Consider the following 25,096-nt stretch of genomic DNA (forward strand, 5'->3'; position numbering starts at 1 on the left):
CAATGGAATTTCTGACTAACATCAATGACCTGCTGACCCAACACCTGGGTGAGTTCGGCCCCCTTATCGTAGTGGGTGTACTTGGCCTGATCATGGTTCTTGTCGCTGTCTCACTGATCATGAGCCAGCCAGAAGATCCTCTGAAAAAGCTTCAGCGGTCGAATGCGGCCCCCCGGGCAACGAAAAAAAGCAAGAAAGAGCAACTGCGTAACTCTAGCCGCAATGAGCAGCTTGAGAAATTCGCGACCTTCCTGGAGCCAAAAAACGAAGAAGAGTATTCGGCGGTTGAGCTGAAGCTGCGTCAGGCGGGTTACCGGTCAAAAGATGCGGTCCGGTTCTTTCACTTTGCGCAATTTTCGCTGGGTATCATTGGTATCGTTGTCGGTGTACTGCTGATTACGATCCTGTCAAACGGCCAGGAATTCACCGGCCAGCAAATGATGATCCGGGTGTTCGTGCCAGCCGCAATTGGTTATTTCGCCCCGAAATACTGGATCACGCGCCGGGTCGAAGCACGCAAAGAGGCAATTACCGCAGGTTTTCCGGATACGCTTGACCTGATGCTGGTCTGCGTTGAGGCCGGGCAGTCACTGGACCAGGCCATCGTGCGCGTGTCCGGTGAAATGAAATCCTCCTACCCCGATATCGCTCAGGAATTCGAAACCGTCGCACACGAGATGAAAGCCGGTAAGGACAAAGACACTGTTTTGCGCGATTTCGGAGTGCGCTGCGGCGTACAGGACGTGAACTCATTCGTCACCGTGATGATCCAGTCGGCGACTTTCGGTACATCCATTGCCGAGGCATTGCGGGTATACGCCGCTGAAATGCGCGACAAACGCGTGATGCGGGCCGAAGAGGCTGCGAACAAGTTGCCTACCAAGATGACTCTTGTCACAATGATGCTGACAGTTCCGCCTCTGCTGATCATTCTGGTCGGCCCGTCGGCGAACGTCATTTCGACTTTCGGACGTGCAGGATGATAAAACCCTATGAAAGCTGAATTCTGGTGCTTCCCATCCGGGTTTCGCCGAATACTTAAGGCCACCGTGGTTTGCGCCATGGTGGCTTCTTGCACAGAAGGCCTGACACCAAACGGCCTGGATGCGCCGGGAGTTGATCCCAGGGCACAAGCAGAAGACAATATCGAGGTTGGAAACCGGCTGATGGCTGCCGGTGAATACGAACTGGCGCTTGAGACCTTTACCCGTGCCGCGTTGGATCAGGGCATGACGACACAGGTCCTGACTTCTCTGGGTACCGCCAATCTTGGGTTGCGGCGTTTAGGGCAGGCCGAAGAACTGCTGCGCCGCGCCGTGGAAGACGATCCGGATTGGCCTGTTGCATGGAATAATCTGGGCGTTCTGCTGATCGAGAAACAGGAATACCCCGAAGCGGCGCAGGTCTTTCAACGGGCTTATGCGCTGGACAATGGCGAAAGTGACGCAATCCGCGACAATCTGCGCTTAGCGCTCGCAAAAATGGAAAATCCTGTTAATAATATCCCGCAAGAACAACAAGAATTTACACTGGAGCAGCTTGGCGACGGGCAATTCGCGCTACGCAAGATCCAGTAATCGAGGCAAGAGCAGTAAAGGACGCAAAAATGCGCCAGCAATTCTTGATTCCGACTGTTATTATCAGCGGTTTGATCCTTTCGGCCTGTGCAAAGGAAACCGAAGAGGAAAAGGTGGAACGGACGTTTCAGGAAGTGAACGTCATTGACGAAACCAACCTGAACGATGTGTTGTTGAATGCCGCCGACCCGAACGAGGCGGTGACCTATTTTCACGGTGCCGCACTCAAAAACCCTGATCGCATCGACCTTCAGCGCGGGCTGGCAATATCCCTGGGTCGCGCAAAACGCACCACCGAAGCGGCAGCAGCGTGGAAGCGCGTGACGACAATGAAGGGTACGAACGCCGCGGACAAGGTCGAGTACGCCGATGCGCTAGTGCGAAATGGCGACTGGTCTCAGGCCAAAACCATTCTGGATTCGGTTCCTCCAACTTTCGAAACCTTCAAACGCTACCGCCTTGAGGCGGTGGTCGCGGATTCCCGGAAAGAATGGAAGCGGGCTGATCATTTCTATGAAACGGCCGTAGGGCTAACCACCCGCCCGGGCAGCGTGATGAACAATTGGGGGTACTCGAAGCTGACCCGCGGCCAGTATGCCGAAGCCGAACGCCTGTTCACCGACGCAGTTCGCCAGGACAGCTCTCTGTTCACTGCCAAGAACAATCTGGTGTTGGCCCGGTCAGCGCAGGGCAACTACAGCCTTCCGGTGGTTCCAATGACCCAGGTCGAACGGGCCCAACTGTTGAACACGATGGGGATTTCCGCAGTCAAGCAGGGCGACGTAGAAACCGCGAAAAACCTGTTCCGCGAGGCCATTGCCACCCATCCGCAGCATTTCGATGAAGCGGTCCGCTCGCTTCGTGCACTTGAAGAGGCCTGACACATGCAAATCCCCGCTGCGGCGGCGGCATGGTTCCTGCCCTTCGTGCTGCCGATCTGCTTTTACGTGGCCTTTACGGATATGCGTGAGATGCGGATCAAGAACCACGCAGTAGTTGCCCTAGCACTGATTTTTGTCGTGGTCGGGCTGATTGCTATCCCGCCGTGGTCCACCGGCGCGGTTAGCGGCCATCTGCTGCTGATCAATGTGTCGATGCCGATCTATTTCTGGCACCTTCTACATATCCTCGTGGTGTTGATTTTCGGCATTCTCCTGAACGCTTCGGGAGCGATGGGTGCGGGCGACGCGAAATTTCTTGCCGCATCCGCGCCGTTTGTCTGGCTTGGCGATCTGAAGCTGGTTCTGCTTATTCTGACCGCCTGTATTCTGGCCGCTGTGGTCACGCACCGTTTGGCGAAAATCACAAGGTTGCGTACCATTGCTCCACATTGGGAAAGCTGGGATCGGGGCAAACAGTTCCCCATGGGGTTCGCACTGGGTGGATCGTTGGCCATGTATCTGATTCTGGGTACTGTTCTCGGTTCGTAAACTATCATCAGCGCGCCTTGCCGCTGCCTTTGTCCCGCCACAAAGCTGGGTCACTTTTCCTTCAAGTCGCCCTTATTCGGGCAGTTGGCGTTACAATTTGACGAACGAGCACCGCGCATGAATATGCAGACTTCCTCTGTTATGGCCCCCCCTGCCCCGAAGGGGTTAGGCGAAATGAAGCTTCCGCTGGTGATGATGCGGGACATCTTGCTGAAGACCATATTCCGCAAGAATGCGAGCACGGTGTCAGAAGTTTCAGCAGCCATATGTCTGCCCGGCGCAGTCACGCAGGAACTGATCGATATCGCGCGCGAGCAAAAGCTGCTTGAGGCTACGGGGACGCTGAACGCCAACAGTGGCAACGAGATGGGATATCAGCTGACTGATGCCGGCAAGGCCCGCGCATTGGATGCCCTCAGCCAGTCCGAGTATTTCGGTGCGATGCCCGTGCCGCTGGACGTCTATCGGGAGCAGGTCAAGCGCCAGTCGATCCGCAACATTCAGGTCACGCGCGACCAGCTGACCAATGCGATGGGGCACCTGGTTCTGCCCGACAGCCTGCTGGATCATCTGGGCCCGGCGGTCAGCGCAGGCCGGTCGATCCTGATGTATGGCCCGCCGGGCAACGGTAAGTCGTCCATCTCGAACGGCATTCGCGATGCGTTGGGGGACAATGTCTATGTCCCCTATGCCATCGAATATGCGGGGCAGGTGATCACGGTCTACGACCCGATCGTGCATACCGCGATCGAGCAGGAAGCCGACGACCCGAACAGCCTGCGCCGCCGCAAGCGGTTCGACTCACGCTATGTGCAGTGTGAACGCCCAACCGTTGTCACCGGCGGCGAACTGTCGCTTAGTATGCTGGACCTTGTCTACAACCCCACGGCAAGAACCTATCAGGCACCGCTACAGCTGAAATCCACGGGCGGCATCTTTATCGTGGACGACCTTGGCCGTCAGGCCGAACCGCCGCAGGCGCTGGTCAACCGCTGGATTGTTCCACTGGAAGAAAACAAGGATATCCTGGGCCTGCAATCGGGTGAGAAATTCGAAGTTCCGTTTGATACGCTGGTCATCTTCTCGACCAACTTCCACCCGAACGAGATCTTTGACCAGGCAGCCCTGCGCCGGATTTTCTTCAAGATCAAGATCGACGGTCCGAATCAGGAGAACTTCCTGAAGATTTTCGCCATGGTTGCGCGTAAACGCGGGATGCCGCTGGATGAGGCGGCGCTGGTGCATCTGCTGAAGGTCAAATACCCGACCATCAACAACATCTACGCCAACTATCAACCGATCTTTCTGATCGACCAGATGATCTCGATCTGCGAGTTCGAAGGCATCCCCTATCAGATGAGCCCGGAACTGATCGACCGGGCCTGGGCCAACATGTTCGTCAAAGACGAGAAAATCGTCAAATAACGCCGTGCCATTACCACTCCGGGGCGGGTAGTCTGCGTTCATGACGCAGATTCCCGCACGGATTGCCGCGTGGTTTTCCACCAAAGGCTGGTCCATCCACCCGCATCAGCAAGAGATGTTCGACCGCGCATGCAGCCCGGCGACACTGTTGATTGCACCCACCGGTGGCGGCAAGACCATGGCCGGTTTTCTGCCGTCGCTTGCCGAACTTGCGGACGCTGGTCACAATGGATTGCACACGATCTATGTCTCGCCGCTCAAGGCGCTGGCCGCCGACATAAAACGCAATCTGCGTACCCCGGTGGATGAGATCGGCCTGCCTGTCAGGATCGAAGACCGAACCGGTGATACCTCGGCCACGCAAAAGAAACGCCAGCGGGCCGATCCGCCGCATATCCTGTTGACCACGCCGGAAAGTCTGGCGTTGCTGACCTCGTACGAGGATGCCCCGCGTATGTTTGAAGGGGTGCAGCGGATCATTGTCGATGAAATCCACGCACTGGCTGAAAGCAAGCGCGGAGATCAGTTGATGCTGGCGCTGGCGCGTCTGCAACACCTCAATCCCGATCTGCGCCGCGTCGGGTTGTCGGCGACGGTGGAAGATCCTGCTGCGGTTGCCCGCTTTCTGACCCGCCACCCTGATCCCTGCCAGATTGTACAGGCCGACCCCGGCCCGGACCCGGATATCCGAATGCTGGAAACGTCACAGATGCCACCCTGGTCTGGTGGTGGCGCGGCTTATGCGATTCCAACTGTGCTGGAGCAGATCAAGCATCACAAGACCACGTTGATCTTTCACAATACGCGCGCCCAGGCCGAGATTTTCTTTCACAATCTTTGGCTGGCCAATGATGACGGTCTGCCCATCGGCATCCATCACGGCAGTCTGGACCGGCAGCAGCGCGAGCGGGTCGAGGCGGCAATGGTTCGAGGTGACTTGCGCGCGATCGTCTGCACCGGTTCGCTGGATCTGGGCATCGATTGGGGGGATGTCGATCTGGTAATCCAGATCGGCGCGCCCAAGAATGTCAAACGGCTGGTGCAAAGGATAGGACGGGCCAACCACCGCTATAACGCACCTTCCAAGGCGCTTTTGGTGCCTGCCAATCGCTTCGAAGTGGTCGAATGCGTCGCCGCGCTAGAGGCCGCCAAAGCCCATGAATTGGATGGGGAACCCCGCGGTCGCGGCCCGCGCGATGTTTTGTGCCAGCATATCCTGATTGCCGCCTGTGCCGGGCCGTTTAACGCAGATGATCTATATGCCGAGATGACATCCGCCGGGCCTTACGCTCAGCTGAAGCGGGCAGAGTTTGACGCCTGCCTGAATTTCTGCGCCACCGGCGGCTATGCTCTGCAAGCCTATGATCGCTGGCAAAGGTTGCAGCAGCGTACCGACGGGAAATGGCAGTTGCGCGACCCACGCGCCGCATCGCGCATTCGTATGAATCTAGGCACTATTCAGGACACGGATACGCTCAAAGTTCGTCTGAAACGTAACCGGGGCGGCAAACCTCTGGGTGAGGTTGAAGAAGCATTCGCTGCCTCGCTGACGCCCGGCGACACCTTCCTGATCGGCGGGCAAATCGTGCGGTATGAGGGACTGCGCGAGATGGTGGTCGAAGTCTCGCGGCGCGCAGACCGAAAGCCAAAGATTGCGACCTTTTCGGGCACGAAATTCGCAACCTCCACGCAACTCAGCGACCGCATTCTGCGCATGTTTGCCCAAACTGACTGGCCACAGCTTCCCCCTCATACGGCTGAATGGCTGGATTTGCAGCGCCAGATGTCCCGCCTGCCCCAGCGTGATCGTCTGCTGATCGAGAGCTTTCCCAGCGATGGGCGTGAACATCTGTGCGTCTACGGATTTGCTGGTCGCAACGCGCAACAAACACTGGGCCTGCTGCTGACCAAACGGATGGAGGAAACCGGACTGGCCCCGCTGGGGTTTGTCGCCACGGACTATGCCACGCTGATCTGGGGTCTGGACGCGGTTACCGATCCCCGCCCGTTGCTTCAACCCGATGCGCTGCGCGACGGACTGGACACCTGGCTGGCAGGTAACGCCGTTATGAAGCGCACGTTTCGTGCATCGGCCACCATTGCGGGTCTGATCGAACGCAACATGGCAGGGCAACGCAAAAGCGGGCGGCAGGCTACGTTTTCGTCAGATATCCTGTATGACACCTTGCTGAAATACGATCCCGATCACCTATTGATGCAGATCACCCGCGAAGAAGCCATGCGCGGGCTTGTCGATTTCGGTCGGATCGAAACAATGTTGGTCCGAATTGGCGACAGAATCGATCTGGTGCGGCTCGAGCGTGTCTCGCCCTTGTCAGCACCACTGTTTCTTGAGGTTGGCAAAGTGCCGGTGAAAGGCAGTGCCGAAGAAAGGCTTCTGGCGGAAGAAAGCGCGCGTCTGCTGCAAGAGGCGGGGTTGGAACAGCTTTGATCTGCTTGCGCCGGGTGCTGAAACAGGTCAAGAACGTATCATGAACGAACTTGAGTTTCCGTTTGCGGATCAGTGCTTGTGTGCTTTGCCGTCCGGTGCGCTTTGGTGGCCCGACGAAAACTTGCTGTGCGTGTCGGACCTGCACTTGGGCAAATCCGAGCGCGTGGCGCGGCGTGGCGGGCCTTCGCTTCCGCCTTATGACAGCCGTGAAACGCTGGACCGCCTGAAGGATGATCTGGCGCACACGAACGCCAAAACCGTTGTATGTCTGGGCGACAGCTTCGATGATCTTGAAGCTGCCCGAGCGCTGCCAAAATCAGAAATGCAGAGGATCGCGACCTTACAATCCGGACGTCAGTGGATCTGGATTGAGGGGAATCACGATCCCGGTCCTATTGAGCTGGGTGGAACCCATCTGTTCGAATGGCACCGTGGTCCGCTTGTTTTCCGTCATATCGCGCAGGATCCCGCGCGAGGAGAAGTTTCCGGCCATTACCATCCAAAAGTCCGGGTCAGGGTCAAGGGGCGTCATATTTCACGGCCCGCCTTTCTGCTGAACGATCATCGCCTGATACTTCCGGCTTATGGCACCTTTACCGGGGGGCTGCGCAGTACGGATAATGTGCTGTCGGCACTCATGGGTTCGCAGGCGATGGCGATCCTCACAGGCCCGCTTCCTCACTTGATGCCAATGCCGCGATAGGTTCAGATCAGGCCGTCCTCTTCCAGCATGGGTTTGTATTTCCGGCTGACCGGAACCAGATCGTCATTGACCAGTTTCAGAAAGATTTTACCACCTTTTCTTTCGACACTTACAATGGACGCGTCGGTAACCCAATGCGAACGGTGCGAACAATGACCCGGGACAGGTTCCATTTCGGCAATGGCATCCGTGAAACGCGACCTAAGCGTGAAGGTGCCTTCTGAGGTGACAACATCTACATTGTGATCCCGAACGGTCAGGCGATAGATTTTCCCGTTGAACCCGGGTGGCAAGCGTTTGACAAGGCGTGGTTTTTCAGGATCAGATTCAGTATTTGCCGCAGCGTTCAGATCGTTGCGCTGAACAAGCATCAAGCCAGTCGCGAACAAAGCGCCATAAACCACAACCCTTTCGGCGTCCGGTGCCATATATCCACCACAGGTGAAAAGAACCCAGGCCAACATCCAAAGTGAGGGCGTGAACAATGCCAGGGTCAAAGTAACAAATGCCAGGTCCCGCGCCGGAACATTCAGGAAAACGGGATTCTTCCGCATCAGCTTTCTGGCAAGCCCGGTCACCGTCAAAGCAAGGACCATCACTCCGGCCCAGAATACAAGCCGCAATCCAAATGACAGGTCAGAATCATGGAAGGGTGGAAACGCATATGCAAGTAAAGGAAGAAAGACCAAACCCGCTACGACACGCTGCGGCGAAAATGCCTTCTGGATTATACTTATTTTAGACGTCATACCGCTTTTGTGCATGAATTAGCATAGCTCAACCCGAACGCGTCAGACACAAAAGTGTCTTCACCTGTAACCAACTGGGATTACAGGGATATCACGATTCATTCGGCTGTCAAACCCATTCAGGGCGCTTTGCCCATGCAGTCAGGGGGCGGTCAGGGAGCAATATGGCTGGAACTTTGCCTGCCAAAAAAAGGGGGCCGGTCCGAAGTGTCCGATCCGGCCCCCGCGTATATCACGCGGTCAGGCCTTCTGGTTCGGGGAGTTTGTTTGCGCGGCAGCAGGCGGTGAGGGTGTTGGCCAGCAGGCAGGCGATGGTCATGGGGCCGACGCCGCCGGGGACGGGGGTGATGGCGCCGGCGCGTTCGGCAGCGCTGGCATAGTCGACGTCGCCGACCAGCTTGGTCTTGCCATCCCGCTCGATGCGGTTGATGCCCACGTCGATCACGGTGGCGCCTTCCTTGATCCAGTCGCCAGGCACCATTTCGGGGCGGCCAACAGCGGCCACGACGATATCGGCGCGGCGGACCACATCCGGCAGATCTTTGGTGCGCGAATGCGCGATGGTCACGGTGCAGCTGTCCCCCAGCAGCAGCTGCGCCATCGGCTTGCCCACGATGTTCGAGCGACCGATGACAACCGCATCCATGCCCGACAGCGAACCGTGGTGATCGCGCAGCATCATCAGGCAGCCCAGCGGTGTGCAGGGCACCATCGACTTCTGACCAGTGCCCAAAAGACCCACATTCGAGATGTGAAACCCGTCCACATCCTTCGCCGGATCGATCGAATTGATCACCAGATCCTCGTTCAAGTGCTTGGGCAGCGGCAACTGGACCAGAATGCCATGCACCGCCGGATCAGTGTTCAGTTTGTCGATCAGTGCCAGCAGCTCCGCCTCCGAGGTCTCCGCATCCAGCTTGTGCTCGTAGCTGTTCATGCCGACCTCGACGGTCATTTTGCCTTTCGAGCGGACATAGACCTGGCTGGCCGGATCCTCGCCCACCAGAACCACGGCCAGGCCGGGGGTGATGCCGTTTTCCTCTTTCAGCTTTGCAACCTGATCGGCCACCTGCGCGCGCACTTTGGCGGCAAAGGCCTTCCCGTCGATAACCTGCGCTACCATCCTTTGGTTCCTTCTTTCAAAACCCAAACGGGCGCAGAACGCGCCCGGTCTTTACTCGGGGCCGAGCACACGTTCCTCACGTGCAATCGACCAGTCAATCAGAATGCGCCAGAGCGTTTCGGACAAATCGGGGTCCATCCCCGCCGCCTGCGAACTGTCGCGCACCTTTTGCACCACATCCTCGACCCGGTCCGGGATGCGGGCGGGCAGGCCCTCACCCGGCTTCAGCTCAGTCGCGCGGTCGATATAGCTTGCGCGCCTCACCAGCATCCCGATCAGCTGGCGGTCCAGCCTGTCGATCTGAACCCGCAGATCCCGCATCGATTGGCAATCCTGCGGCGGTGTCAGAGTGGGCATCATCGTCTCCTCATGGCCCGGGGGTCCCGGACCACGAGATGTCTTATTCAGCGGCTTAGAACAAGCCCTCAATCTCACCTGCGTCATTGAGGCAGATGGTTTCCGCGGCCGGTTTGCGGGGCAGGCCCGGCATGGTCATGATCTCACCGCAGACAACCACAACAAAGCCCGCACCCGCGCTCAGGCGGACCTCACGAACCGGAACCGAATGGCCGGTGGGCGCGCCCCGCAGGCTCGGGTCGGTCGAGAAGCTGTACTGGGTTTTCGCCATGCAGACCGGCAGGATGCCATACCCCGCAGCTTCCCATTCTTTCAGCTGGGTGCGGATCTTGTTGTCGGCCAGAACCTCGTCGGCGCGGTAGATGCGCTTGGCGATGGTTTCGATCTTCTCAAACAGCGGCATCTCGTCGGGGTAGATCGGCGCGAAGTTCGCAGAGCCCCCTTCGACGATTTCCACAACCTTGCGGGCCAGATCGGCGGAGCCCTCCGAGCCCAGCTCCCAATGGCGCGACAGAACCGCCTCGACCCCATGAGAGGCGCAATAATCCTTCACCGCCTGAACCTCGGCATCGGTGTCGGTGACAAAGTGGTTGATGGCGACAACAACCGGCACACCGAACGACTTCACGTTCTCGATATGGCGGCCCAGGTTGGCGCAGCCCGCCTTGACCGCAGCGACATTCTCGGCACCCAGATCGGCCTTGGCGACACCGCCATTCATCTTCATCGCGCGCACGGTGGCAACCAGAACCACGGCAGAGGGCGCAATGCCCGCCTTGCGGCACTTGATGTTCATGAACTTCTCGGCACCCAGATCGGCGCCAAAGCCCGCCTCGGTCACCACATAGTCAGCCACTTTCAGCGCAGTCTTGGTCGCGATCACCGAGTTGCAGCCATGCGCAATGTTCGCGAACGGGCCACCGTGGACAAAGGCCGGGTTGTTTTCCAGCGTCTGCACCAGGTTCGGCTGCATTGCGTCTTTCAGCAGAACGGTCATCGCGCCTTCGGCCTTGATGTCGCGGCAATAGACCGGCGTCTTGTCGCGGCGATAGGCCACGATGATATCACCCAGACGCTTTTCCAGATCCTTCAGGTCGTTTGACAGGCACAGGATCGCCATGACCTCGGACGCCACGGTGATGTCAAAACCTGTTTCGCGCGGGAACCCGTTCGACACGCCGCCCAGGCTGGCGGTGATCTGGCGCAGGGCACGGTCGTTCATGTCGACCACACGACGCCATGCGACCCGGCGGGTGTCGATCTCGCATTCATTGCCCCAGTAGATGTGGTTGTCGATCATCGCCGACAGCAGCGAATGGGCCGAGGTGATCGCGTGAAAATCGCCGGTGAAGTGCAGGTTCATCTCTTCCATCGGAACAACCTGCGCATAGCCGCCCCCCGCTGCGCCGCCCTTCATGCCGAAGTTCGGGCCCAGCGAGGCCTCGCGGATACAGATCATCGCGTTCTTGCCGATGCGGTTCAGACCGTCACCCAGACCAACCGTTGTGGTCGTCTTCCCCTCACCCGCAGGCGTCGGGTTGATCGCCGTCACCAGCACCAGCTTGCCGTCCTCACGACCCTGCACCGAGTTGATGAACTCCTGGCTCACCTTCGCCTTGTCATGCCCATACGGCAACAGATCGTCACTGGATATTCCAAGCTTCGCGCCGATCTCCTGGATCGGCTTCTTATTCGCTTCACGCGCAATTTCGATGTCGGATTTATAGCTCATTGGCCGGGGTCCTTGATTGAATACCGTGCAAAACCGACGTCCAACGTCGGCGCTACGCATTCCATACCCTTGTGTACAATCTGATTAGCCATGGATTCCGACATTCTGGCGTCGCGAAGCGTCGTCAGGTCACTTCATCGGTAACTAATCGGAAACCTGCATATTTTCAGGGCTCCAGGCAGGCTGGTCTGGAACAAAGAGCTTGAGGTGATCGCCCAGTTGAATGCGCCCAGGACGTTCGACCCAGCCCGTGACACCGCGGCGCCCGACGGCAGCAGGTTTGAACCCTGCACCATACCCCTGATGATCCGCTTCGATTTCGCGACCGGGCAATACGCAGGGCGCGTTTTCCATATCCACAGTGATCGTCAGCCCGTTGACCGTCTGAAGACGCGAGGACGGCGGAATGTGCGAGAAATCCGGTATACCTTTCAGCACTATGGATGCGCCCAGATAAGACGGGTCAAGCTGGTCCAGCCCCATGTTCTGCGCGATCTGCTGCAACTCTTCCAAGGACAGCACCGACAGTTGACGAACATTGCGGATTTCAGTGCCCTTGGGATAGAGGTTCGAGACCCGAACACAGGACGCACGGCTCAGACCTTCGTGCCGTTCGCCTTTCGCGCCCTCAAACCCAAGATCCAGCAACTCAACGGGCTTGGCACGAAGCGATCCGCCGGCAGAAACAAGACCCAGCCAAACGACTTCGGCTGCAAATTCGGTTTCCCGAAAAAACGGCATACGCGCTTCCCTTCCCATTGGTGTCTGCCAGCGCATAATGCCCAGTAACGCTCTGATGGAAAGAGAAAAACCCGGGTCAGAGCCCGGGTTCTTGCTGGTTATGCTGTCGGTTCAGGTTCCATCCCGCCCTCAGGCGGTGATTTCTTGGCCTTGGTCTTGGGGATGGCTGTCACGCTGGGCGCACTGCCCTCGTCCGACTTGTCATTCTGGTCATCGCTGTCGCCGGGCGACTCCCCGTTCATGACGCGTTTGATTTCGTCACCGGTCAGCGTTTCGTATTCCAGCAAACCTTGGGCCAAACGCTCCCATTCCTCGTTCTGATCGGTCAGAATCTTGTGCGCCTGTTCATAGCCCTGCTGGATCAGGCGCTTTACCTCTTCTTCAATCAGCTCCTTGGTATGAGCCGATACCGAGAACCCGGCAGTATTGCCCTGGTATCCCTCATGCGCCTCGGCATAGTCGATATTGCCAACCTTGTCTGACATACCCCAGCGCATCACCATGGCACGTGCCAGTTGGCTGGCCTGCATAATGTCCCCGGCAGGACCGTTCGACACGTGATCTTCGCCATACTTGATGACTTCGGCAGCTTTACCCGCCATGGTCATCGCCAGCTTCTGTTCGCATTCATCACGGTGATAGTTCAGGCGATCCATTTCCGGCAGCGAAACCACCATACCCAGCGCGCCTCCGCGCGGTATGATTGTCGCCTTGTAGACCGGATCGCACATGGGCAGAGACAGACCAACAACAGCATGACCCGCTTCGTGATAGGCTGTTTTTTCCTTCTGATCCTGCGTCAGCACCATCGAGCGGCGCTCGGCCCCCATCATCACCTTGTCCTTGGCGTTTTCAAAATCTTCCATGGTGACAAAGCGACGGCCCACGCGCGCGGCCATCAACGCAGCCTCGTTCACGAGGTTGGCCAAATCCGCACCCGAAAAGCCCGGCGTACCGCGCGCGATGATGCGCAGATCAACATCCGGGCCCAGCGGCGTCTTACGTGCGTGAACGCCCAGAATTTTCTCGCGGCCCTTGATGTCCGGGTTGCCGACTGTGACCTGACGGTCGAACCGGCCCGGTCGCAGCAGCGCAGGGTCCAAAACGTCCTTGCGGTTTGTCGCCGCCAGAATGATTACACCTTCGTTGGCCTCAAACCCGTCCATTTCGACCAGCAACTGGTTGAGCGTTTGTTCCCGCTCGTCATTGCCACCGCCATATCCGGCGCCACGATGGCGGCCCACAGCATCAATCTCGTCGATAAACACGATACAGGGTGCATTCTTTTTCGCTTGCTCGAACATGTCGCGCACGCGGGACGCACCGACACCAACGAACATTTCGACAAAATCCGAACCCGAGATGGTGAAGAACGGCACGCCTGCCTCACCCGCAATGGCACGGGCCAACAGCGTCTTACCGGTACCCGGAGGGCCAACCAGCAGCGCGCCCTTGGGAATCTTGCCACCAAGGCGGCTGAACTTCTGCGGGTTGCGCAGGAATTCGACAATCTCCTCCAGCTCTTCCTTGGCCTCGTCGATACCGGCAACATCGTCAAAGGTCACGCGGCCATGCTTTTCAGTCAGCATCTTGGCCTTGGATTTGCCAAAGCCCATCGCGCCCCCTTTGCCACCGCCCTGCATCCGGTTCATGAAATAGACCCAGACACCGATCAGTAACAGGAAAGGCAGCAGCGTGATCAGGAATGACTGAAAGCCTGATTGCTGTTGCTTTACAGCCTGAACGGGGATGTTTTCCTCGATCAGAAGCTTGGTCACTTCGGCGTCGCCGGGTTTGATCGTGACATAGCTTGCACCGCTTTGCATGGTATAGCGAATCTGTTCACCATCCAGGGTCACGTTCTTGACTTCACCGCTTTGGACGGCACCGACAAAGTCGGAATAGGTTTTCTCGTTGCTCTGAAGCGTTCCGCCCGGTCCACTGAACAGATTGAACAGTGCAAGAATGAGCAGGAACAAAACGACCCAAAACGCGATATTGCGAGCGTTGCCCAAGGAAATTCTCCTAAAAGTTCCGGCAGGTGAGACGCTGCCAAGTTACCTCTTAAAATAGAGAGGATTGTCGTATGTTCAATGCGATAAAAAAGATGCGTGGAACTCGGGCCAATCTGACGCAAACCTAGCCTGCCAACCATTCGCAAGACCCGCAAGCGGGGCGGCCAGCACCCTGTCCGCATTCCAAACCGCAGGCGTCGCCGTCAAAGCTATCCTGGGACGTCCGGTTGCACGCCACTCGGGCACCTGTTGCAACCCTTCACCCCCCAAAGCACGGATTTCTGCGCCCATTGTTGCGGGTCCACTGACCCGCCATTTGCCATCCCACACAGCACCGGGCGCCGCCATCTGAGATTTCACGGCATTAAATTCCCTGCAAATCCAAACACTCCCGCCTTGTGGAACAATCAGACAACCGCCTACTGACGCCGGTTGCCCATTCGCAACTGCATCCATCGCCCGATCCACTGCCGCCTGACGCGGGGGATAACCCGACCCGGCAATCCATGAGAGGATTCCCAGCAGGACACGACGCCGAATCTCAAGGGGCAACGCGGCAAATCCGGCCCGGTTCACCCTCACGTCACTTTGATCGACCTGCGCCACGGACCGTGCGGATTCTTGCGCACAGACGCCAAGTGCCGTGTGTGCCTGCGCCAGATTGTCCGCCACGCGGGACAATGAAAGCGCATCAATTCCCAAAGGTTCCAGCCCACCCAAAGCTTCGCGCGCCTTGATCCGGTCGAAACTGGCATCCTGATTCGAAGGATCGTCCACCCATGCCACGCCAGTCTCAGTCAGATAGGTGCGCAGCTGTTCACGGGTGATCCCCAGCATCGGACGCAGCAACGCCAGCCTCCGCTGTTTCCGAATAGCCGACATGCCGGACAGGCCCGTGACCCCGGATGATCGGCCCAACCGCATCAGCAGTGTTTCCGCCTGATCATCTGCGGTGTGGCCCAGCGCAATGGCGTCGATTCCTCGGCCCTTTGCCCATTCGGATAACAAATCATATCGCGCCTGACGTGCCCGGTCCTGCAAGTTGCCGGTACCGTCCCATCCCGACCAACGCAGCGTATCATGAGACATCCCCAACGCAGCCGCCTGCCGGGATACGGTTTCGGCCTCGCACGCGGATTCGGGTCGCAAACCGTGGTCGACCGTGGCAACGAAAAGAGTGATGGCCTCATCTTGCGCCACCTGATGCAAAAGATGCATCAAGGCGACGGAATCCCCGCCTCCCGAAACTGCAATCCCCAACTTGCGCGGAAGTGTTTCGGGTAGCCGGGCGCGCAGGTCTGAAAGTAGTTTGCCGGAGTGATGGTTCAAGTACATCCCAACGCGGTCATCTCCTGCGTGGCGCTCGAAAACTCTGGCGCAGAAGGAAAGCGTACTCCGACCTCATTAAGCGTGATGCAGGCCTGATCGGTCTGTCCCAAACGGCCGAGCGCCGCGCCAAGTTCGTACAGCGCCTCGGGTGCAAACGCGCCCTCGGAATCACCCGTGAAGCTGGCCAGAAATGCCCGGGCCGCTTCGCGTGTGTCGCCAATCCCTTCTAGGGCATGACCGCGTTTCAGGTTGGCTTCGGGCGCCAGCGGACTGCCGGGATAGCTTGTTTCAAACTGCGCAAACAACGTGGCAGCAGTCTGGAAATCGCCGTCGGCCAACGCTTGCGAGGCAGCATCAAAATCAGCACGCTCACCTATGGCAAGTTCACCATTATCGGTCGCCGTTGGCGTTTCGATACTTGTTGGTCCGGTTATCACAGTGGCCGTGTCACCACCCAATGTCGAGGTCTCACCCAACGTCGACAAATCGCCGCCTTCCAGTTCAACCAGCCGGAACTCAAGGTCACCGATACGGTTGGTGCCGTCGGTGACAATGTTCTGCACCCGCTGGTTCAATTGCTCGGTCTGGCGGGTCAGGCGCTGCAATTCGGCCTCGATGGCATCCACCCGTTCAAGGACCGAACTGCCGGACAGGTTTGGTGCGGGTGAACCCGTAGTGGAAAACTCGCGCTTCAAACGCTGAATTTCCACATGCAACACCGTCAGTTCCTGACGGATATCCGCAAGGGTCTGTTGATCCTGTGCCTGTGCAACACCAGCCGTCGCTACAACCGCCGCCAAAACCCATCCTGCAATGCGCATCATCTTACCCCAGAGTTGACCCGGTCAGAACCGTTACCGCACGACGGTTCTTGGAATAACATTCCTCGGTGCTGCAAATCTCGATCGGGCGTTCCTTGCCATAGCTCACGGTGTTCAGGCGGCTGCCCGCGACGCCGCGCGAAATCAGGTACTCACGCGCAGCGTTCGCCCGGCGTGCGCCCAGTGCAAGGTTGTATTCCCGCGTGCCCTGCTCATCCGCGTGACCTTCGATCGTTGCTACAAAATCCGGATTGGCCAGCAGCCAGTCCGCCTGCCCTTGCAGCACTGTTTGCGCCTCAGGCGACAGGGTTGACTGGTCAACGGCAAACAGGACACGGTCCCCGACTGTTTGCTGGAAATACGCGGGCGAGCGCGGATCACTCGGTGATCCGGGGACAATGGATCCAATGCCTCCGCTACCACCACCGCTACCCAAGGCTGAGGGGTCATTGTTTGTGCAGGCGGCGATCACACTCAGCGCGCCCAGCGCCAGAACTTTGCTCAATACGTTCATTTCAGGTGCCTCGTGTTATGTTTATTGCCGCCTGTCTACCACAGGGACGATTTGTTGTGAACTTTGCTGCGATCAATTCTGCAATGGGCCCCAGGACGGATCGCTGCCGCCGTCCGGTGTACGTACCGGGCGCAGGTTCCTGCCCGAGATATCCACCGAGTAAAGCGATGCCCTACCACTGGCCCCCTGCGTTTCGCGGGTGAACATGATGACCCGGCCATTGGGCGACCAGGTGGGGCCTTCATCCAGGAAAGAGGCTGTCAGCAAACGTTCTTCTGACCCGTCGATGCGCATCACGCCGATATGGAACCGGCCCTGGTTCTGCTTGGTAAAGGCGATCAGGTCGCCGCGCGGTGACCAGACCGGGGTACCATAGCGGCCTGCGCCAAAGCTAATCCGCGTGGCCTCGCCCCCGTTTGCTGCCATCACGTACAATTGCGGCGTGCCGGAGCGGTCGCTTTCAAAGACGATCCGGCTGCCATCGGGTGAATAGCTGGGGGCAGTTTCAATTGCGGGCGTGTTGGTCAGGCGCGTGCTTTGACCCGAAACGATATCCATCTTCCACAGATCGGTATTGCCGCCCTGAATCAACGAATAGACAATCGACCGGCCATCCGGCGAGAACCGAGGCGAAAAGCTCATCGTCCCGTCCTGCGTCTTCAGTTCCCGCGGTTTCGGGCGCCCGACTTCAGTCACGTAAATGCGCGGGCTGCCGCTTTCATAACTGGTATAAAGCAGCCGGTCACCGGTGGGTGAGAACCGGGGCGCCAGAACGATTGCGGCGCTGTCGGTCATGTACTGCACATTCGCGCCATCGTAATCCATGATCGCCAAACGCTTCAGGCGCTGGTCCTTCGGCCCGCTTTCCGAAACAAAGGCAACGCGGCTGTCAAAATAACCGCCTTCACCTGTGATCCGGCTATAGACCTGATCGGCCACCTTGTGCGCCATGCGCCGCCACCCGTCGGTGGTACCTGCCAGCTGAAGACCATTTCCCAGTTCCTGGCCCGAAAACACATCCCACACCCGGAACCGAACCGTCAGTTTCTGACCGGACACATTGACAGCGCCCGTGATCAGCGCGTCAGCGTTGATCGCCTTCCAATCCGCAAACTGAACCGGAGCTTCGAAGCTGCTGACCCGGCTGATGAACGCATCCGAGGAGATTTCGCGGAACAACCCGGTCCCGGTCAGGTCAGCCGCCACCACGCGCGAGATATCCTGCGCGAACTGTGCTGCGGCCGGACTGTCCGGCACAAAATCCGGAACGGCAAAGGGCAAGGGTTCGATAATCCCCTCATCCAGTTCCAGACGCAAAGGCCCGTTCTGTGCATAAACCGGCGCAGACATCAGTGTCAGGCCGACAAAGAGGCTGGTCAGAAGCTTCATCATTTGATCCGCATCCTCTCGGGGTTAAATGTAATCTCAACATCCTGCCAATGTTCGTATTTGTCAGCAGGCAAATCATATCCTTTGGCTCCGCAGCGCAAAATAGCGCGTCGCGCGGCTTCGTAGGCCTGTTTAACGGCTCCTGCCGAGCCGCCAGAGCTGTCCAGCATCCGAACACTGCCGTCGACGACCGTACCATCGCGGTTCAGTGAGAACGCAACAACAACCACAATGTTCAGCGCATCCGTGGACAAGGAACCCACATTCCAACATCCAGAAACAGCCAGTCGCATCGCGTCTTTCTCTCCGCTGGTCAGCGGTGGGCCAGAAGGTTCGGACCCGCTGCCCAAGGCTTCGGCCAGGGCGTCGTTGATTGCCGTTTCATCGGTTTGTTTTTCGGGTTCCGCGGTCGCCTCAGGCGTTTTGACCACAGCGGGTTCCTGCGGCGGGTTTGGCCGGTTTGGACGCACGCGCGGCCGCGGAGATGTCAGGGGCGACTGTTCCTTGGCTTCCTCTGCCTCGGTCACAATCTCCGGGGCTGCCTCTTGCGGCGCGGTCTGATCCTGCTGTTCCTGCTGAACCTCTGCGCCTTCATCCAGGGATACCGGCGGCGTTTCAAAATCATCAGGCTTTGCCTCGGGCGGTGGCGGAGCTATCGCCTCGGGCGCGACGCGATCTGATGGACGCGGCTGTGCCTCCGGACCGGGCGGCGCAGGCTGTGCAACAGGTTCGACCTGAGGTTCCGTCAGAACCGGAGGCTCGTCAGGAACCTCCGGTTCTGGCGGCGCTTCCACGATGATGGGCTCTGGCTCTGGTTCTGGTTCAGCCGGTGCAACAGGTTCAGGGCGGGGCTGTTCATCAATCTTGGGTTCCGGCGGCTTGGTCACAGCCTCCGGCTCGGGCGGTTGCTGCAACGCGGTCGGTACTTCGGGGAGTTCCGGCGCATCCCGCTGGGCCGTCATGGCCGCGAATTGTTCAGCCGTGATCACTGAGACATCCTGCACAGCCATCGGCAACGGTTCGGACCGGAAGGTACCGCCGAACATCGCCCATCCGATCAGGCTGACATGCGCAATCGCTGAAATCTTGGTGCCGGTATCCACCGTGCGACCTCACTCTCCACCTTCATCCAGCGTCGGCCCGCCGGTATCGGTTACAAGGCCAACGTTGGAAAACCCGCCCGCGTTCAGCGCACCCATGACCTGCATCACCTGTGCGTAAGGGATTGCACCATCGGCCCGCAGGAAAACCCGGTCACTGCTCCGCTCTGCCGCAATGGCACGCAGTTTACCAATCAATTCTTCGCGCAACACATCGGTGGTCTGGATCTGCACGCGGCCGTCTGCGGTCAGGGTCACGGTCAAAGGCTCTTCATTGTCACCGGGCAGCGCGCTGGCTGCGGTCTTGGGCAGATCGACCGGAACGCCAACCGTCAGCAATGGCGCGGCCACCATGAAGATGATCAGCAACACCAGCATGACATCCACGAATGGCGTCACATTGATCTCGGCCATCGGCTGTGCGCGACCGCGACGCCGACCACGTCTGCGCCCTTTGCCGCCCGACGATTGCTGGATCGCAGCGCCCATCGTCAGCTGTCCAACTGGCGCGACAGGATGGTTGCGAATTCATCCGCAAAAGCTTCATAGCCGCCAACGATCCGGTCACTATCAGCGCTGAGTTTGTTATAGAAAATCACCGCCGGGATCGCCGCCAAAAGGCCCAAACCTGTCGCCATCAACGCCTCGGCAATACCAGGGGCCACAACGGCAAGGTTGGTGTTTTGCTGTTCGGCAATCTCGATGAACGCATTCATGATACCCCAAACGGTGCCAAACAGCCCGATAAACGGAGCCGTGGAGCCAACAGTCGCCAGTATGGGAAGCCCTTTTTGCAGGGTTTCCGCCTCTTTCGCGATAGCGACATCCATCGACCGGTCGATCCGCGCGGTTGCCCCGGCAATCAGCCCGCCATCATTGCGATGCGACCTGCGCCATTCGATCATGCCTGATGCAAAGATTTTTTCCGAGCTGCCATCCGGCTGGGTTCCGATCTGCTCGAACAACTCATCCAACGGGTTGCCCGACCAGAAGCTTTCATCAAAAACCTGCGCCTCGCGTCGGGCCGCGCGATAGTTGATCAGCTTCTGAATGATGATCCCCCAGGACCAGATGGATGCGCCGGTAAGTACCAGCATCACCAGTTTGACGATAAAGGTCGCGCGGGCAAACAGCCCCCACATGGAGAAGTCGATCTCCTGCGCCAGCGCCAGCGTTTCAGCTTCCATGAACCTGCTCTTTGTTTTGCCTGATGGCCGTTCGTTTGGCCTTGTTTTGCCAAACGCTATCTCAGTTGGTCATGAAAAGCCAACAGAACCACCCATGGTCCGCAAATTGTTACATCAATGCGCGAATCTCTGCCGGCAAACGGATCGGCTTGCCTGCTTTATTGATGCAAACGGCCGTGACAGATGCACGAAATATTTCGGTCTCACCGCGTCGGACAAGCTGCGCCATGGTCAGACGCACGCCCGAAATTTCGGTGACTTCGGTTTCGACGATCAATTCATCATCGAACCTCGCAGGTGCCAGATACTCGGCCTCGACCCGCCGCACAACCCAAACAATGCCCTCGTCCCGCATGGCGTTTTGGTCATTGCCCAGATTACGCACCCAGTCCGAGCGCGCGCGTTCGATATAGCGCAGGTAGTTCGCGTGATAGACAACCCCACCCATGTCGGTGTCTTCATAATACACGCGGATGGGGTAGGTGTGTTTCATTGCAACGCCTCCAGTCGGGCAAACAGCCTTAACGCGTGCGAGGCATCCTGTGCCGCCCGTGGCAAAACCGGATCATAGGCCGCCCGGATCAAGGCCGCGATGTCGGGACGCAGGATCGTGGCCTTACCTGCGATTGCCAGTGGCGATTGATTGCGAAATGCAGTGTCCGACCAGAGCAAGATGGTCTGCACGACCTGATTGAGCGCAAGGGTTTCCGCCGGAACCTTGCACAATTCCTTGTTCATGCGCAGAAAAACAAACGCTGCGCGGATCGCGCCATCTTCTTCGAACCGGAAAATGCGGTACTGGTTTGCATCTGCCGCGACCAGACGCGCGACCAAAGGTTCCAGATCCGGGATCAATCGATCAAGGTCCGGTACCTCCAGCAGCTCCTGCCAGTCCCGGAAAAAGAAAACCATGCAGTTCGCGCCAAGCTCAGGGTCCGTCTCGGCCATTTGGTGACCAGCCAGCGCGACAACCGCCTCAAAAGCCCCCTTTACGGTGGCCAGCGTCTCGTCTTCGACGCCGAAAACGATCGGAACAATTGGCCGCCCCCAACGCGCAAACAGAAACTCGCCGCTTTCGCGTGTGAACAGCGCTTCAATTTCTTCCGGTGTCACCGCCAGCCCTTCATCTTTTTTAAAAATACTCTCGCCGAAAGGCATAAAATCTAAGCGCGCTGGCTTCAACCGAACAGATCACTTTGCCGCTTGGGCGCGGCCATCCCAAGATGCGTCCACGCCTTCTGCGCCAACATCCGCCCACGCGGAGTACGTTGGATCAGCCCCTGTTGCAGCAAATAGGGCTCAATCACTTCCTCAAGCGAGTCGCGGCTTTCGGACAGCGCGGCAGACAGGGTTTCAATCCCTACCGGGCCGCCCGCATAGTTTTCGGCAATCAGCTTCAGATACCGCCGGTCTGCACCATCAAGACCCAGATTATCGACGCCGAGACGGGTCAAGGCACCATCGGCCAGGTCCCGTGTAATCCGCCCATCCCCTTCGACAATCGCGAAATCCACAACACGCCTCAGCAATCGCCCGGCGATACGCGGCGTTCCGCGCGACCGGCGTGCGATTTCGCGCGCACCATCGTTATCCGCGGGCGCGCCCAGTTTCCGCGCGTTCCGGGTGACGATTTCGTGCAATTCATCGACCGTGTAGAACTGAAGCCGGGTCGGGATACCAAACCGGTCACGCAAGGGCGTTGTCAGCAGACCCATCCGCGTGGTGGCCCCCACCAGCGTGAATGGCTGCAATTCGATCCGAACGGTGCGCGCAGCAGGACCTTCACCAATAACAAGATCCAGCTCGAAATCTTCCATCGCCGGGTACAGCACTTCTTCCACCGCCGGGTTGAGCCTGTGAATCTCGTCGATGAACAGCACGTCACGCGATTCAAGATTGGTCAGGATCGCCGCCAGATCCCCCGCCTTGGCCAGAACCGGGCCTGAGGTCATGCGGAAGTTCACCCCCAACTCACGCGCCATGATCTGCGCGAGGGTCGTCTTACCCAACCCCGGAGGTCCGTGAAACAAGGTGTGGTCCATCGCCTCGCCGCGTTGCCGGGCAGACTGGATAAAGATGCGCAAGTTAGCGCGCGCCTCAGCCTGACCAATGAATTCATCCAGTCCCTGAGGACGCAAAGCGCGGTCATTGTCTTCCGGCAGGGGTTCCGGGCGCAGGGTGGGATCAGCTTCAACCATTCTCTTACCCTTTCGGAGCCAACAGCCTGAGGGCCGCGCGGATCAGATCAGCCTCGTCCGCATCCGGCTGACTGGCAGCCGCTTCAGCCACGGCACCTGCCGCCTCGGACGGCCCATATCCAAGGTTGGCCAACGCCGACAACGCCCCGGCAGACGCGGCCGCTGCACCCGATGGCGGTTTCGAAACACGTCTCGGCGCGGGCGTAGTGTCATTCGGTTCAACAACCTCGAGTTCCGGCCCGTCCATCGCCTGAGCAATCGTGCCGCCCATGGCCATCACGCCAGGTGCCTTATCCTTGAGGTCCAACACGATCCGCTGGGCGGTTTTTGGCCCGACGCCCTTGGCCGCCTTGACCGCGCCCCAGTCCCCAAGGGCAATTGCGCGGCTGACACCGTCGGGCCCCAGTGCACTCAGGATCGCCAGCGACACCTTCGCGCCGACCCCCTGGACCGAGCACAGCAGGCGGTGCCACTCTTTCTCGACAAGCGACAGAAACCCGTAGAGCTGCATCAGGTCTTCGCGGACAACCATGTCGGTGTAGATCGATACCGCCTCGCCCGCCCCCGGCAATGCCGCCAAGGTCCGGTCGGAACAATAGACAAGATAGCCGACGCCCCGGACATCGATCAGCACATGGTCCGCCGCGCGGTAATCCAGCCGCCCCGTCAGTTTGCCGATCATGCCCGCACCTCTTTCACACGCGCCTGTTGCGTCTTTCCGTAATAGGCGTGGCAGATTGCAATCGCCAGTGCATCCGCCGCGTCGGCCCCTTTCGGCAAACAGCCCGGCAATTGCAGTTTGACCATGTGCAAAACCTGCTCTTTCTCGGCATGGCCCACACCCACCACGGTCTTTTTGACCCGGTTGGGGGCATATTCGCCCACCGGCAGACCAGCCTGTGCCAGCGTCAGCAACGCCACGCCACGCGCTTGCCCAAGCTTGAGAGTTCCGGCCCCGTCCTTATTCACGAATGTCTGTTCGATAGCGGCCTGATCGGGCCTGTGATCCGCAATAACTTCGACAATCTGATTGTGCAGCGACAGCAGCCGTTCGCCCAGATCGTCCCCATCCGATTTGCACAATCCATTGGCCACATGGCTCAGGCGGCTGCCATTTGATTCGATGACGCCCCATCCCAGGGTTCTAAGCCCCGGATCGATGCCCAGAATTCGCATATTTTGCCTCGGCCTGCTCGGGTTGTGTGATCTTTTTTCAACGCCTAGCACGAAGCGTGAACATTTTCCAAGCGAATTGACCCCAGGGCCAAAAACGACACGCGTGTCTCAGGCGCGACTTCGAGCGCGTTTTGCGACCCAGTGAAGTCTGAATTCGACACTTTCCCAAAGGCTTTTTCACCAATTGTTAAAGGGGGTTACAGCTTCGTGAAGCCTTGCAGAAAACGCATAGGACACATGCAAAAACTGAACTTGTGCGGACGAAGTTACAGCACTAGATGCCCGGCAGATCGCAGAAATGCAATGTGAACACTAACCAGAAGGAAACAGGATATGGCTGCACTGGACACAACCCGCGTCGCTACCACTGGCTCGTTCGGCCTTGTTGGCCGTATCGGCGCATTTTTCGTATCGGCCGTTAACGCCGCAGTTGAATGGAATGACGCCCGCGTAACCCGCAACGCGCTGACCGGTCTGACCGATCGCGAATTGGATGATATCGGCCTGTGCCGTGGTGACATCGACACCATCGCCGAAGGTCGCCGCTAAGAACCGACCCCAACACTTATTTGCCCCTTCCTCCTCCCTTGAGGGGCACACAAAAACACCGCGCACCGTAAGGGTACGCGGTGTTTTTTTAATCCGAGGGAGCGGATTAGTAGAAAACTTTGTTCAGCTGAGCGGCGAGGGCTTGCGACACAGGATCGATTTGCATCACCCAGACACCGGCTTTTTCGACCGGCGTTCCTTCGTTCAGGCTGTCGATCCGATATTGATAGCCAGTCGGGCCAAGGTGGGACAAAAGAAATGCTTTGAAGGCGAAGAAACCCACAAGCGTAAGCAACAGTACCTTTGCTGGCACCGCCGAGCTCACCCGCTGCGGTTTCATCACCACCAGGCCATCCTTGCGCATCGTCGCGCGATAGCCACGGCTCATTTTTTGGTGTTTCTTGTTCAGGCGACTTACGCGCTGATTGAACTCCAGTTGTTTACCCGTCATGGCAGCCTCCAAAAAACCGCCCCCCTCGACTTCATTCAGAAAACGGTAAAAAGAGATTGCGACAAAAACGTGGCAAAA

The 25,096-nt window shown here is 58.4% G+C and carries 27 protein-coding genes; 8 read left to right on the top strand and 19 right to left on the bottom strand.

From position 1 onward, the window contains the following. The first annotated feature begins 2 nt into the window (after positions 1 to 2). From I9182_RS10380 to pdeM, 7 genes are all read left to right on the top strand, one after another. The gene (locus I9182_RS10380; RefSeq protein WP_209505555.1) at positions 3 to 983 is read left to right on the top strand and encodes a type II secretion system F family protein; all 981 of its coding nucleotides are present in this window, start codon (positions 3 to 5) and stop codon (positions 981 to 983) included. A 78-nt stretch (positions 984 to 1,061) separates the two neighbouring features. Next, positions 1,062 to 1,577 (top strand): tetratricopeptide repeat protein, encoded by a 516-nt coding sequence (locus I9182_RS10385; protein ID WP_245222597.1) that lies wholly within the window; start codon positions 1,062 to 1,064, stop codon positions 1,575 to 1,577. Positions 1,578 to 1,606: 29 nt separating this feature from the next. Continuing rightward, positions 1,607 to 2,458: a tetratricopeptide repeat protein gene (locus tag I9182_RS10390; RefSeq protein ID WP_209505551.1), complete on the top strand. Its 852-nt coding sequence runs from the start codon at positions 1,607 to 1,609 to the stop codon at positions 2,456 to 2,458. Between the two features lie 3 nt (positions 2,459 to 2,461). Then, positions 2,462 to 3,007 carry a prepilin peptidase gene (locus tag I9182_RS10395; protein WP_209505549.1) on the top strand — a complete coding sequence of 182 codons (546 nt, stop codon included), beginning with the start codon at positions 2,462 to 2,464 and terminating at the stop codon, positions 3,005 to 3,007. Between the two features lie 117 nt (positions 3,008 to 3,124). After that, a complete protein-coding gene (locus I9182_RS10400) occupies positions 3,125 to 4,432 on the top strand; it encodes an ATPase (protein ID WP_209505546.1) in 1,308 nt (435 codons plus the stop codon). A 40-nt stretch (positions 4,433 to 4,472) separates the two neighbouring features. Further along, complete coding sequence (locus I9182_RS10405) at positions 4,473 to 6,884, top strand: ligase-associated DNA damage response DEXH box helicase (RefSeq protein ID WP_209598185.1); 2,412 nt, start codon at positions 4,473 to 4,475, stop codon at positions 6,882 to 6,884. A 40-nt stretch (positions 6,885 to 6,924) separates the two neighbouring features. Further along, positions 6,925 to 7,587, top strand: coding sequence for a ligase-associated DNA damage response endonuclease PdeM (pdeM, locus tag I9182_RS10410; protein ID WP_209598186.1), 663 nt, complete (start codon positions 6,925 to 6,927; stop codon positions 7,585 to 7,587). A 2-nt stretch (positions 7,588 to 7,589) separates the two neighbouring features. On the opposite strand, the gene I9182_RS10415 is transcribed toward pdeM, so the two are convergent. The 18 genes from I9182_RS10415 to ruvC all read right to left on the bottom strand — a co-directional run bounded on the left by I9182_RS10415 (position 7,590) and on the right by ruvC (position 24,018). Continuing rightward, positions 7,590 to 8,141: a LytTR family DNA-binding domain-containing protein gene (locus I9182_RS10415; RefSeq protein ID WP_245222583.1), complete on the bottom strand. Its 552-nt coding sequence runs from the start codon at positions 8,139 to 8,141 to the stop codon at positions 7,590 to 7,592. Positions 8,142 to 8,568: 427 nt separating this feature from the next. Next, on the bottom strand, positions 8,569 to 9,459 hold the full coding sequence (gene folD, locus I9182_RS10420) for a bifunctional methylenetetrahydrofolate dehydrogenase/methenyltetrahydrofolate cyclohydrolase FolD (protein ID WP_209505538.1): 891 nt from the start codon (positions 9,457 to 9,459) through the stop codon (positions 8,569 to 8,571). 51 nt (positions 9,460 to 9,510) lie between these two features. Next, on the bottom strand, positions 9,511 to 9,816 hold the full coding sequence (locus I9182_RS10425) for a chorismate mutase (protein WP_209598188.1): 306 nt from the start codon (positions 9,814 to 9,816) through the stop codon (positions 9,511 to 9,513). A 55-nt stretch (positions 9,817 to 9,871) separates the two neighbouring features. Continuing rightward, on the bottom strand, positions 9,872 to 11,548 hold the full coding sequence (locus I9182_RS10430; RefSeq protein ID WP_209598189.1) for a formate--tetrahydrofolate ligase: 1,677 nt from the start codon (positions 11,546 to 11,548) through the stop codon (positions 9,872 to 9,874). 144 nt (positions 11,549 to 11,692) lie between these two features. After that, positions 11,693 to 12,289, bottom strand: coding sequence for a sulfurase (locus I9182_RS10435; protein WP_209598190.1), 597 nt, complete (start codon positions 12,287 to 12,289; stop codon positions 11,693 to 11,695). Positions 12,290 to 12,387: 98 nt separating this feature from the next. After that, positions 12,388 to 14,304: an ATP-dependent zinc metalloprotease FtsH gene (gene ftsH / locus I9182_RS10440; protein ID WP_209505530.1), complete on the bottom strand. Its 1,917-nt coding sequence runs from the start codon at positions 14,302 to 14,304 to the stop codon at positions 12,388 to 12,390. A 75-nt stretch (positions 14,305 to 14,379) separates the two neighbouring features. After that, on the bottom strand, positions 14,380 to 15,639 hold the full coding sequence (tilS, locus tag I9182_RS10445) for a tRNA lysidine(34) synthetase TilS (protein WP_209598191.1): 1,260 nt from the start codon (positions 15,637 to 15,639) through the stop codon (positions 14,380 to 14,382). Next, complete coding sequence (ybgF, locus tag I9182_RS10450; protein WP_209598305.1) at positions 15,630 to 16,454, bottom strand: tol-pal system protein YbgF; 825 nt, start codon at positions 16,452 to 16,454, stop codon at positions 15,630 to 15,632. The genes tilS and ybgF overlap by 10 nt, the downstream gene beginning before the upstream one ends. Positions 16,455 to 16,458: 4 nt before the next feature. Beyond that, positions 16,459 to 16,968 (bottom strand): peptidoglycan-associated lipoprotein Pal, encoded by a 510-nt coding sequence (pal, locus tag I9182_RS10455; RefSeq protein WP_209598192.1) that lies wholly within the window; start codon positions 16,966 to 16,968, stop codon positions 16,459 to 16,461. Between the two features lie 72 nt (positions 16,969 to 17,040). Beyond that, complete coding sequence (gene tolB, locus I9182_RS10460; RefSeq protein WP_209598193.1) at positions 17,041 to 18,360, bottom strand: Tol-Pal system beta propeller repeat protein TolB; 1,320 nt, start codon at positions 18,358 to 18,360, stop codon at positions 17,041 to 17,043. Beyond that, a complete protein-coding gene (locus I9182_RS10465) occupies positions 18,357 to 19,460 on the bottom strand; it encodes an energy transducer TonB (protein WP_209598194.1) in 1,104 nt (367 codons plus the stop codon). The genes tolB and I9182_RS10465 overlap by 4 nt, the downstream gene beginning before the upstream one ends. A gap of 9 nt (positions 19,461 to 19,469) precedes the next feature. After that, positions 19,470 to 19,946 carry a protein TolR gene (tolR, locus tag I9182_RS10470; RefSeq protein WP_209505520.1) on the bottom strand — a complete coding sequence of 159 codons (477 nt, stop codon included), beginning with the start codon at positions 19,944 to 19,946 and terminating at the stop codon, positions 19,470 to 19,472. A gap of 2 nt (positions 19,947 to 19,948) precedes the next feature. Beyond that, complete coding sequence (tolQ, locus tag I9182_RS10475; RefSeq protein ID WP_209505518.1) at positions 19,949 to 20,644, bottom strand: protein TolQ; 696 nt, start codon at positions 20,642 to 20,644, stop codon at positions 19,949 to 19,951. 109 nt (positions 20,645 to 20,753) lie between these two features. Beyond that, positions 20,754 to 21,137: a tol-pal system-associated acyl-CoA thioesterase gene (ybgC, locus tag I9182_RS10480; RefSeq protein WP_209505516.1), complete on the bottom strand. Its 384-nt coding sequence runs from the start codon at positions 21,135 to 21,137 to the stop codon at positions 20,754 to 20,756. Next, positions 21,134 to 21,757, bottom strand: a complete 624-nt coding sequence (locus tag I9182_RS10485) for a hypothetical protein (protein ID WP_209598195.1) — start codon at positions 21,755 to 21,757, stop codon at positions 21,134 to 21,136. The genes ybgC and I9182_RS10485 overlap by 4 nt, the downstream gene beginning before the upstream one ends. 65 nt (positions 21,758 to 21,822) lie before the next feature. Further along, positions 21,823 to 22,842: a Holliday junction branch migration DNA helicase RuvB gene (ruvB, locus tag I9182_RS10490; protein WP_209505511.1), complete on the bottom strand. Its 1,020-nt coding sequence runs from the start codon at positions 22,840 to 22,842 to the stop codon at positions 21,823 to 21,825. 4 nt (positions 22,843 to 22,846) lie between these two features. Further along, on the bottom strand, positions 22,847 to 23,524 hold the full coding sequence (ruvA, locus tag I9182_RS10495; RefSeq protein ID WP_209598196.1) for a Holliday junction branch migration protein RuvA: 678 nt from the start codon (positions 23,522 to 23,524) through the stop codon (positions 22,847 to 22,849). Further along, on the bottom strand, positions 23,521 to 24,018 hold the full coding sequence (ruvC, locus tag I9182_RS10500) for a crossover junction endodeoxyribonuclease RuvC (protein WP_209598197.1): 498 nt from the start codon (positions 24,016 to 24,018) through the stop codon (positions 23,521 to 23,523). The genes ruvA and ruvC overlap by 4 nt, the downstream gene beginning before the upstream one ends. Positions 24,019 to 24,351: 333 nt before the next feature. On the opposite strand from ruvC, the gene I9182_RS10505 reads away from it, so the two are divergent. After that, positions 24,352 to 24,567 carry a DUF1127 domain-containing protein gene (locus I9182_RS10505; RefSeq protein ID WP_209505505.1) on the top strand — a complete coding sequence of 72 codons (216 nt, stop codon included), beginning with the start codon at positions 24,352 to 24,354 and terminating at the stop codon, positions 24,565 to 24,567. A gap of 106 nt (positions 24,568 to 24,673) precedes the next feature. Here I9182_RS10505 and I9182_RS10510 read toward each other — a convergent pair whose 3' ends face one another. After that, complete coding sequence (locus tag I9182_RS10510; protein WP_245222586.1) at positions 24,674 to 25,030, bottom strand: hypothetical protein; 357 nt, start codon at positions 25,028 to 25,030, stop codon at positions 24,674 to 24,676. Between the last annotated feature and the right edge of the window lie 66 nt (positions 25,031 to 25,096).

Source organism: Ruegeria sp. HKCCSP351 (assembly GCF_017872535.1).
Lineage (GTDB): Bacteria > Pseudomonadota > Alphaproteobacteria > Rhodobacterales > Rhodobacteraceae > Ruegeria.

Excerpts from the sequence above, each read along its gene's own strand:
- I9182_RS10380 (WP_209505555.1), top strand. The coding sequence starts at position 3 with ATGGAATTTCTGACTAACATCAATGACCTGCTGACCCAACACCTGGGT.
- I9182_RS10385 (WP_245222597.1), top strand. The coding sequence starts at position 1,062 with ATGGTGGCTTCTTGCACAGAAGGCCTGACACCAAACGGCCTGGATGCG.
- I9182_RS10390 (WP_209505551.1), top strand. The coding sequence starts at position 1,607 with ATGCGCCAGCAATTCTTGATTCCGACTGTTATTATCAGCGGTTTGATC.
- I9182_RS10395 (WP_209505549.1), top strand. The coding sequence starts at position 2,462 with ATGCAAATCCCCGCTGCGGCGGCGGCATGGTTCCTGCCCTTCGTGCTG.
- I9182_RS10400 (WP_209505546.1), top strand. The coding sequence starts at position 3,125 with ATGAATATGCAGACTTCCTCTGTTATGGCCCCCCCTGCCCCGAAGGGG.
- I9182_RS10405 (WP_209598185.1), top strand. The coding sequence starts at position 4,473 with ATGACGCAGATTCCCGCACGGATTGCCGCGTGGTTTTCCACCAAAGGC.
- pdeM (WP_209598186.1), top strand. The coding sequence starts at position 6,925 with ATGAACGAACTTGAGTTTCCGTTTGCGGATCAGTGCTTGTGTGCTTTG.
- I9182_RS10415 (WP_245222583.1), bottom strand. The coding sequence starts at position 8,141 with ATGCGGAAGAATCCCGTTTTCCTGAATGTTCCGGCGCGGGACCTGGCA.
- folD (WP_209505538.1), bottom strand. The coding sequence starts at position 9,459 with ATGGTAGCGCAGGTTATCGACGGGAAGGCCTTTGCCGCCAAAGTGCGC.
- I9182_RS10425 (WP_209598188.1), bottom strand. The coding sequence starts at position 9,816 with ATGCCCACTCTGACACCGCCGCAGGATTGCCAATCGATGCGGGATCTG.
- I9182_RS10430 (WP_209598189.1), bottom strand. The coding sequence starts at position 11,548 with ATGAGCTATAAATCCGACATCGAAATTGCGCGTGAAGCGAATAAGAAG.
- I9182_RS10435 (WP_209598190.1), bottom strand. The coding sequence starts at position 12,289 with ATGCCGTTTTTTCGGGAAACCGAATTTGCAGCCGAAGTCGTTTGGCTG.
- tilS (WP_209598191.1), bottom strand. The coding sequence starts at position 15,639 with ATGTACTTGAACCATCACTCCGGCAAACTACTTTCAGACCTGCGCGCC.
- ybgF (WP_209598305.1), bottom strand. The coding sequence starts at position 16,454 with ATGCGCATTGCAGGATGGGTTTTGGCGGCGGTTGTAGCGACGGCTGGT.
- pal (WP_209598192.1), bottom strand. The coding sequence starts at position 16,968 with ATGAACGTATTGAGCAAAGTTCTGGCGCTGGGCGCGCTGAGTGTGATC.
- tolB (WP_209598193.1), bottom strand. The coding sequence starts at position 18,360 with ATGATGAAGCTTCTGACCAGCCTCTTTGTCGGCCTGACACTGATGTCT.
- tolR (WP_209505520.1), bottom strand. The coding sequence starts at position 19,946 with ATGGGCGCTGCGATCCAGCAATCGTCGGGCGGCAAAGGGCGCAGACGT.
- tolQ (WP_209505518.1), bottom strand. The coding sequence starts at position 20,644 with ATGGAAGCTGAAACGCTGGCGCTGGCGCAGGAGATCGACTTCTCCATG.
- ybgC (WP_209505516.1), bottom strand. The coding sequence starts at position 21,137 with ATGAAACACACCTACCCCATCCGCGTGTATTATGAAGACACCGACATG.
- ruvB (WP_209505511.1), bottom strand. The coding sequence starts at position 22,842 with ATGGTTGAAGCTGATCCCACCCTGCGCCCGGAACCCCTGCCGGAAGAC.
- ruvA (WP_209598196.1), bottom strand. The coding sequence starts at position 23,524 with ATGATCGGCAAACTGACGGGGCGGCTGGATTACCGCGCGGCGGACCAT.
- ruvC (WP_209598197.1), bottom strand. The coding sequence starts at position 24,018 with ATGCGAATTCTGGGCATCGATCCGGGGCTTAGAACCCTGGGATGGGGC.
- I9182_RS10505 (WP_209505505.1), top strand. The coding sequence starts at position 24,352 with ATGGCTGCACTGGACACAACCCGCGTCGCTACCACTGGCTCGTTCGGC.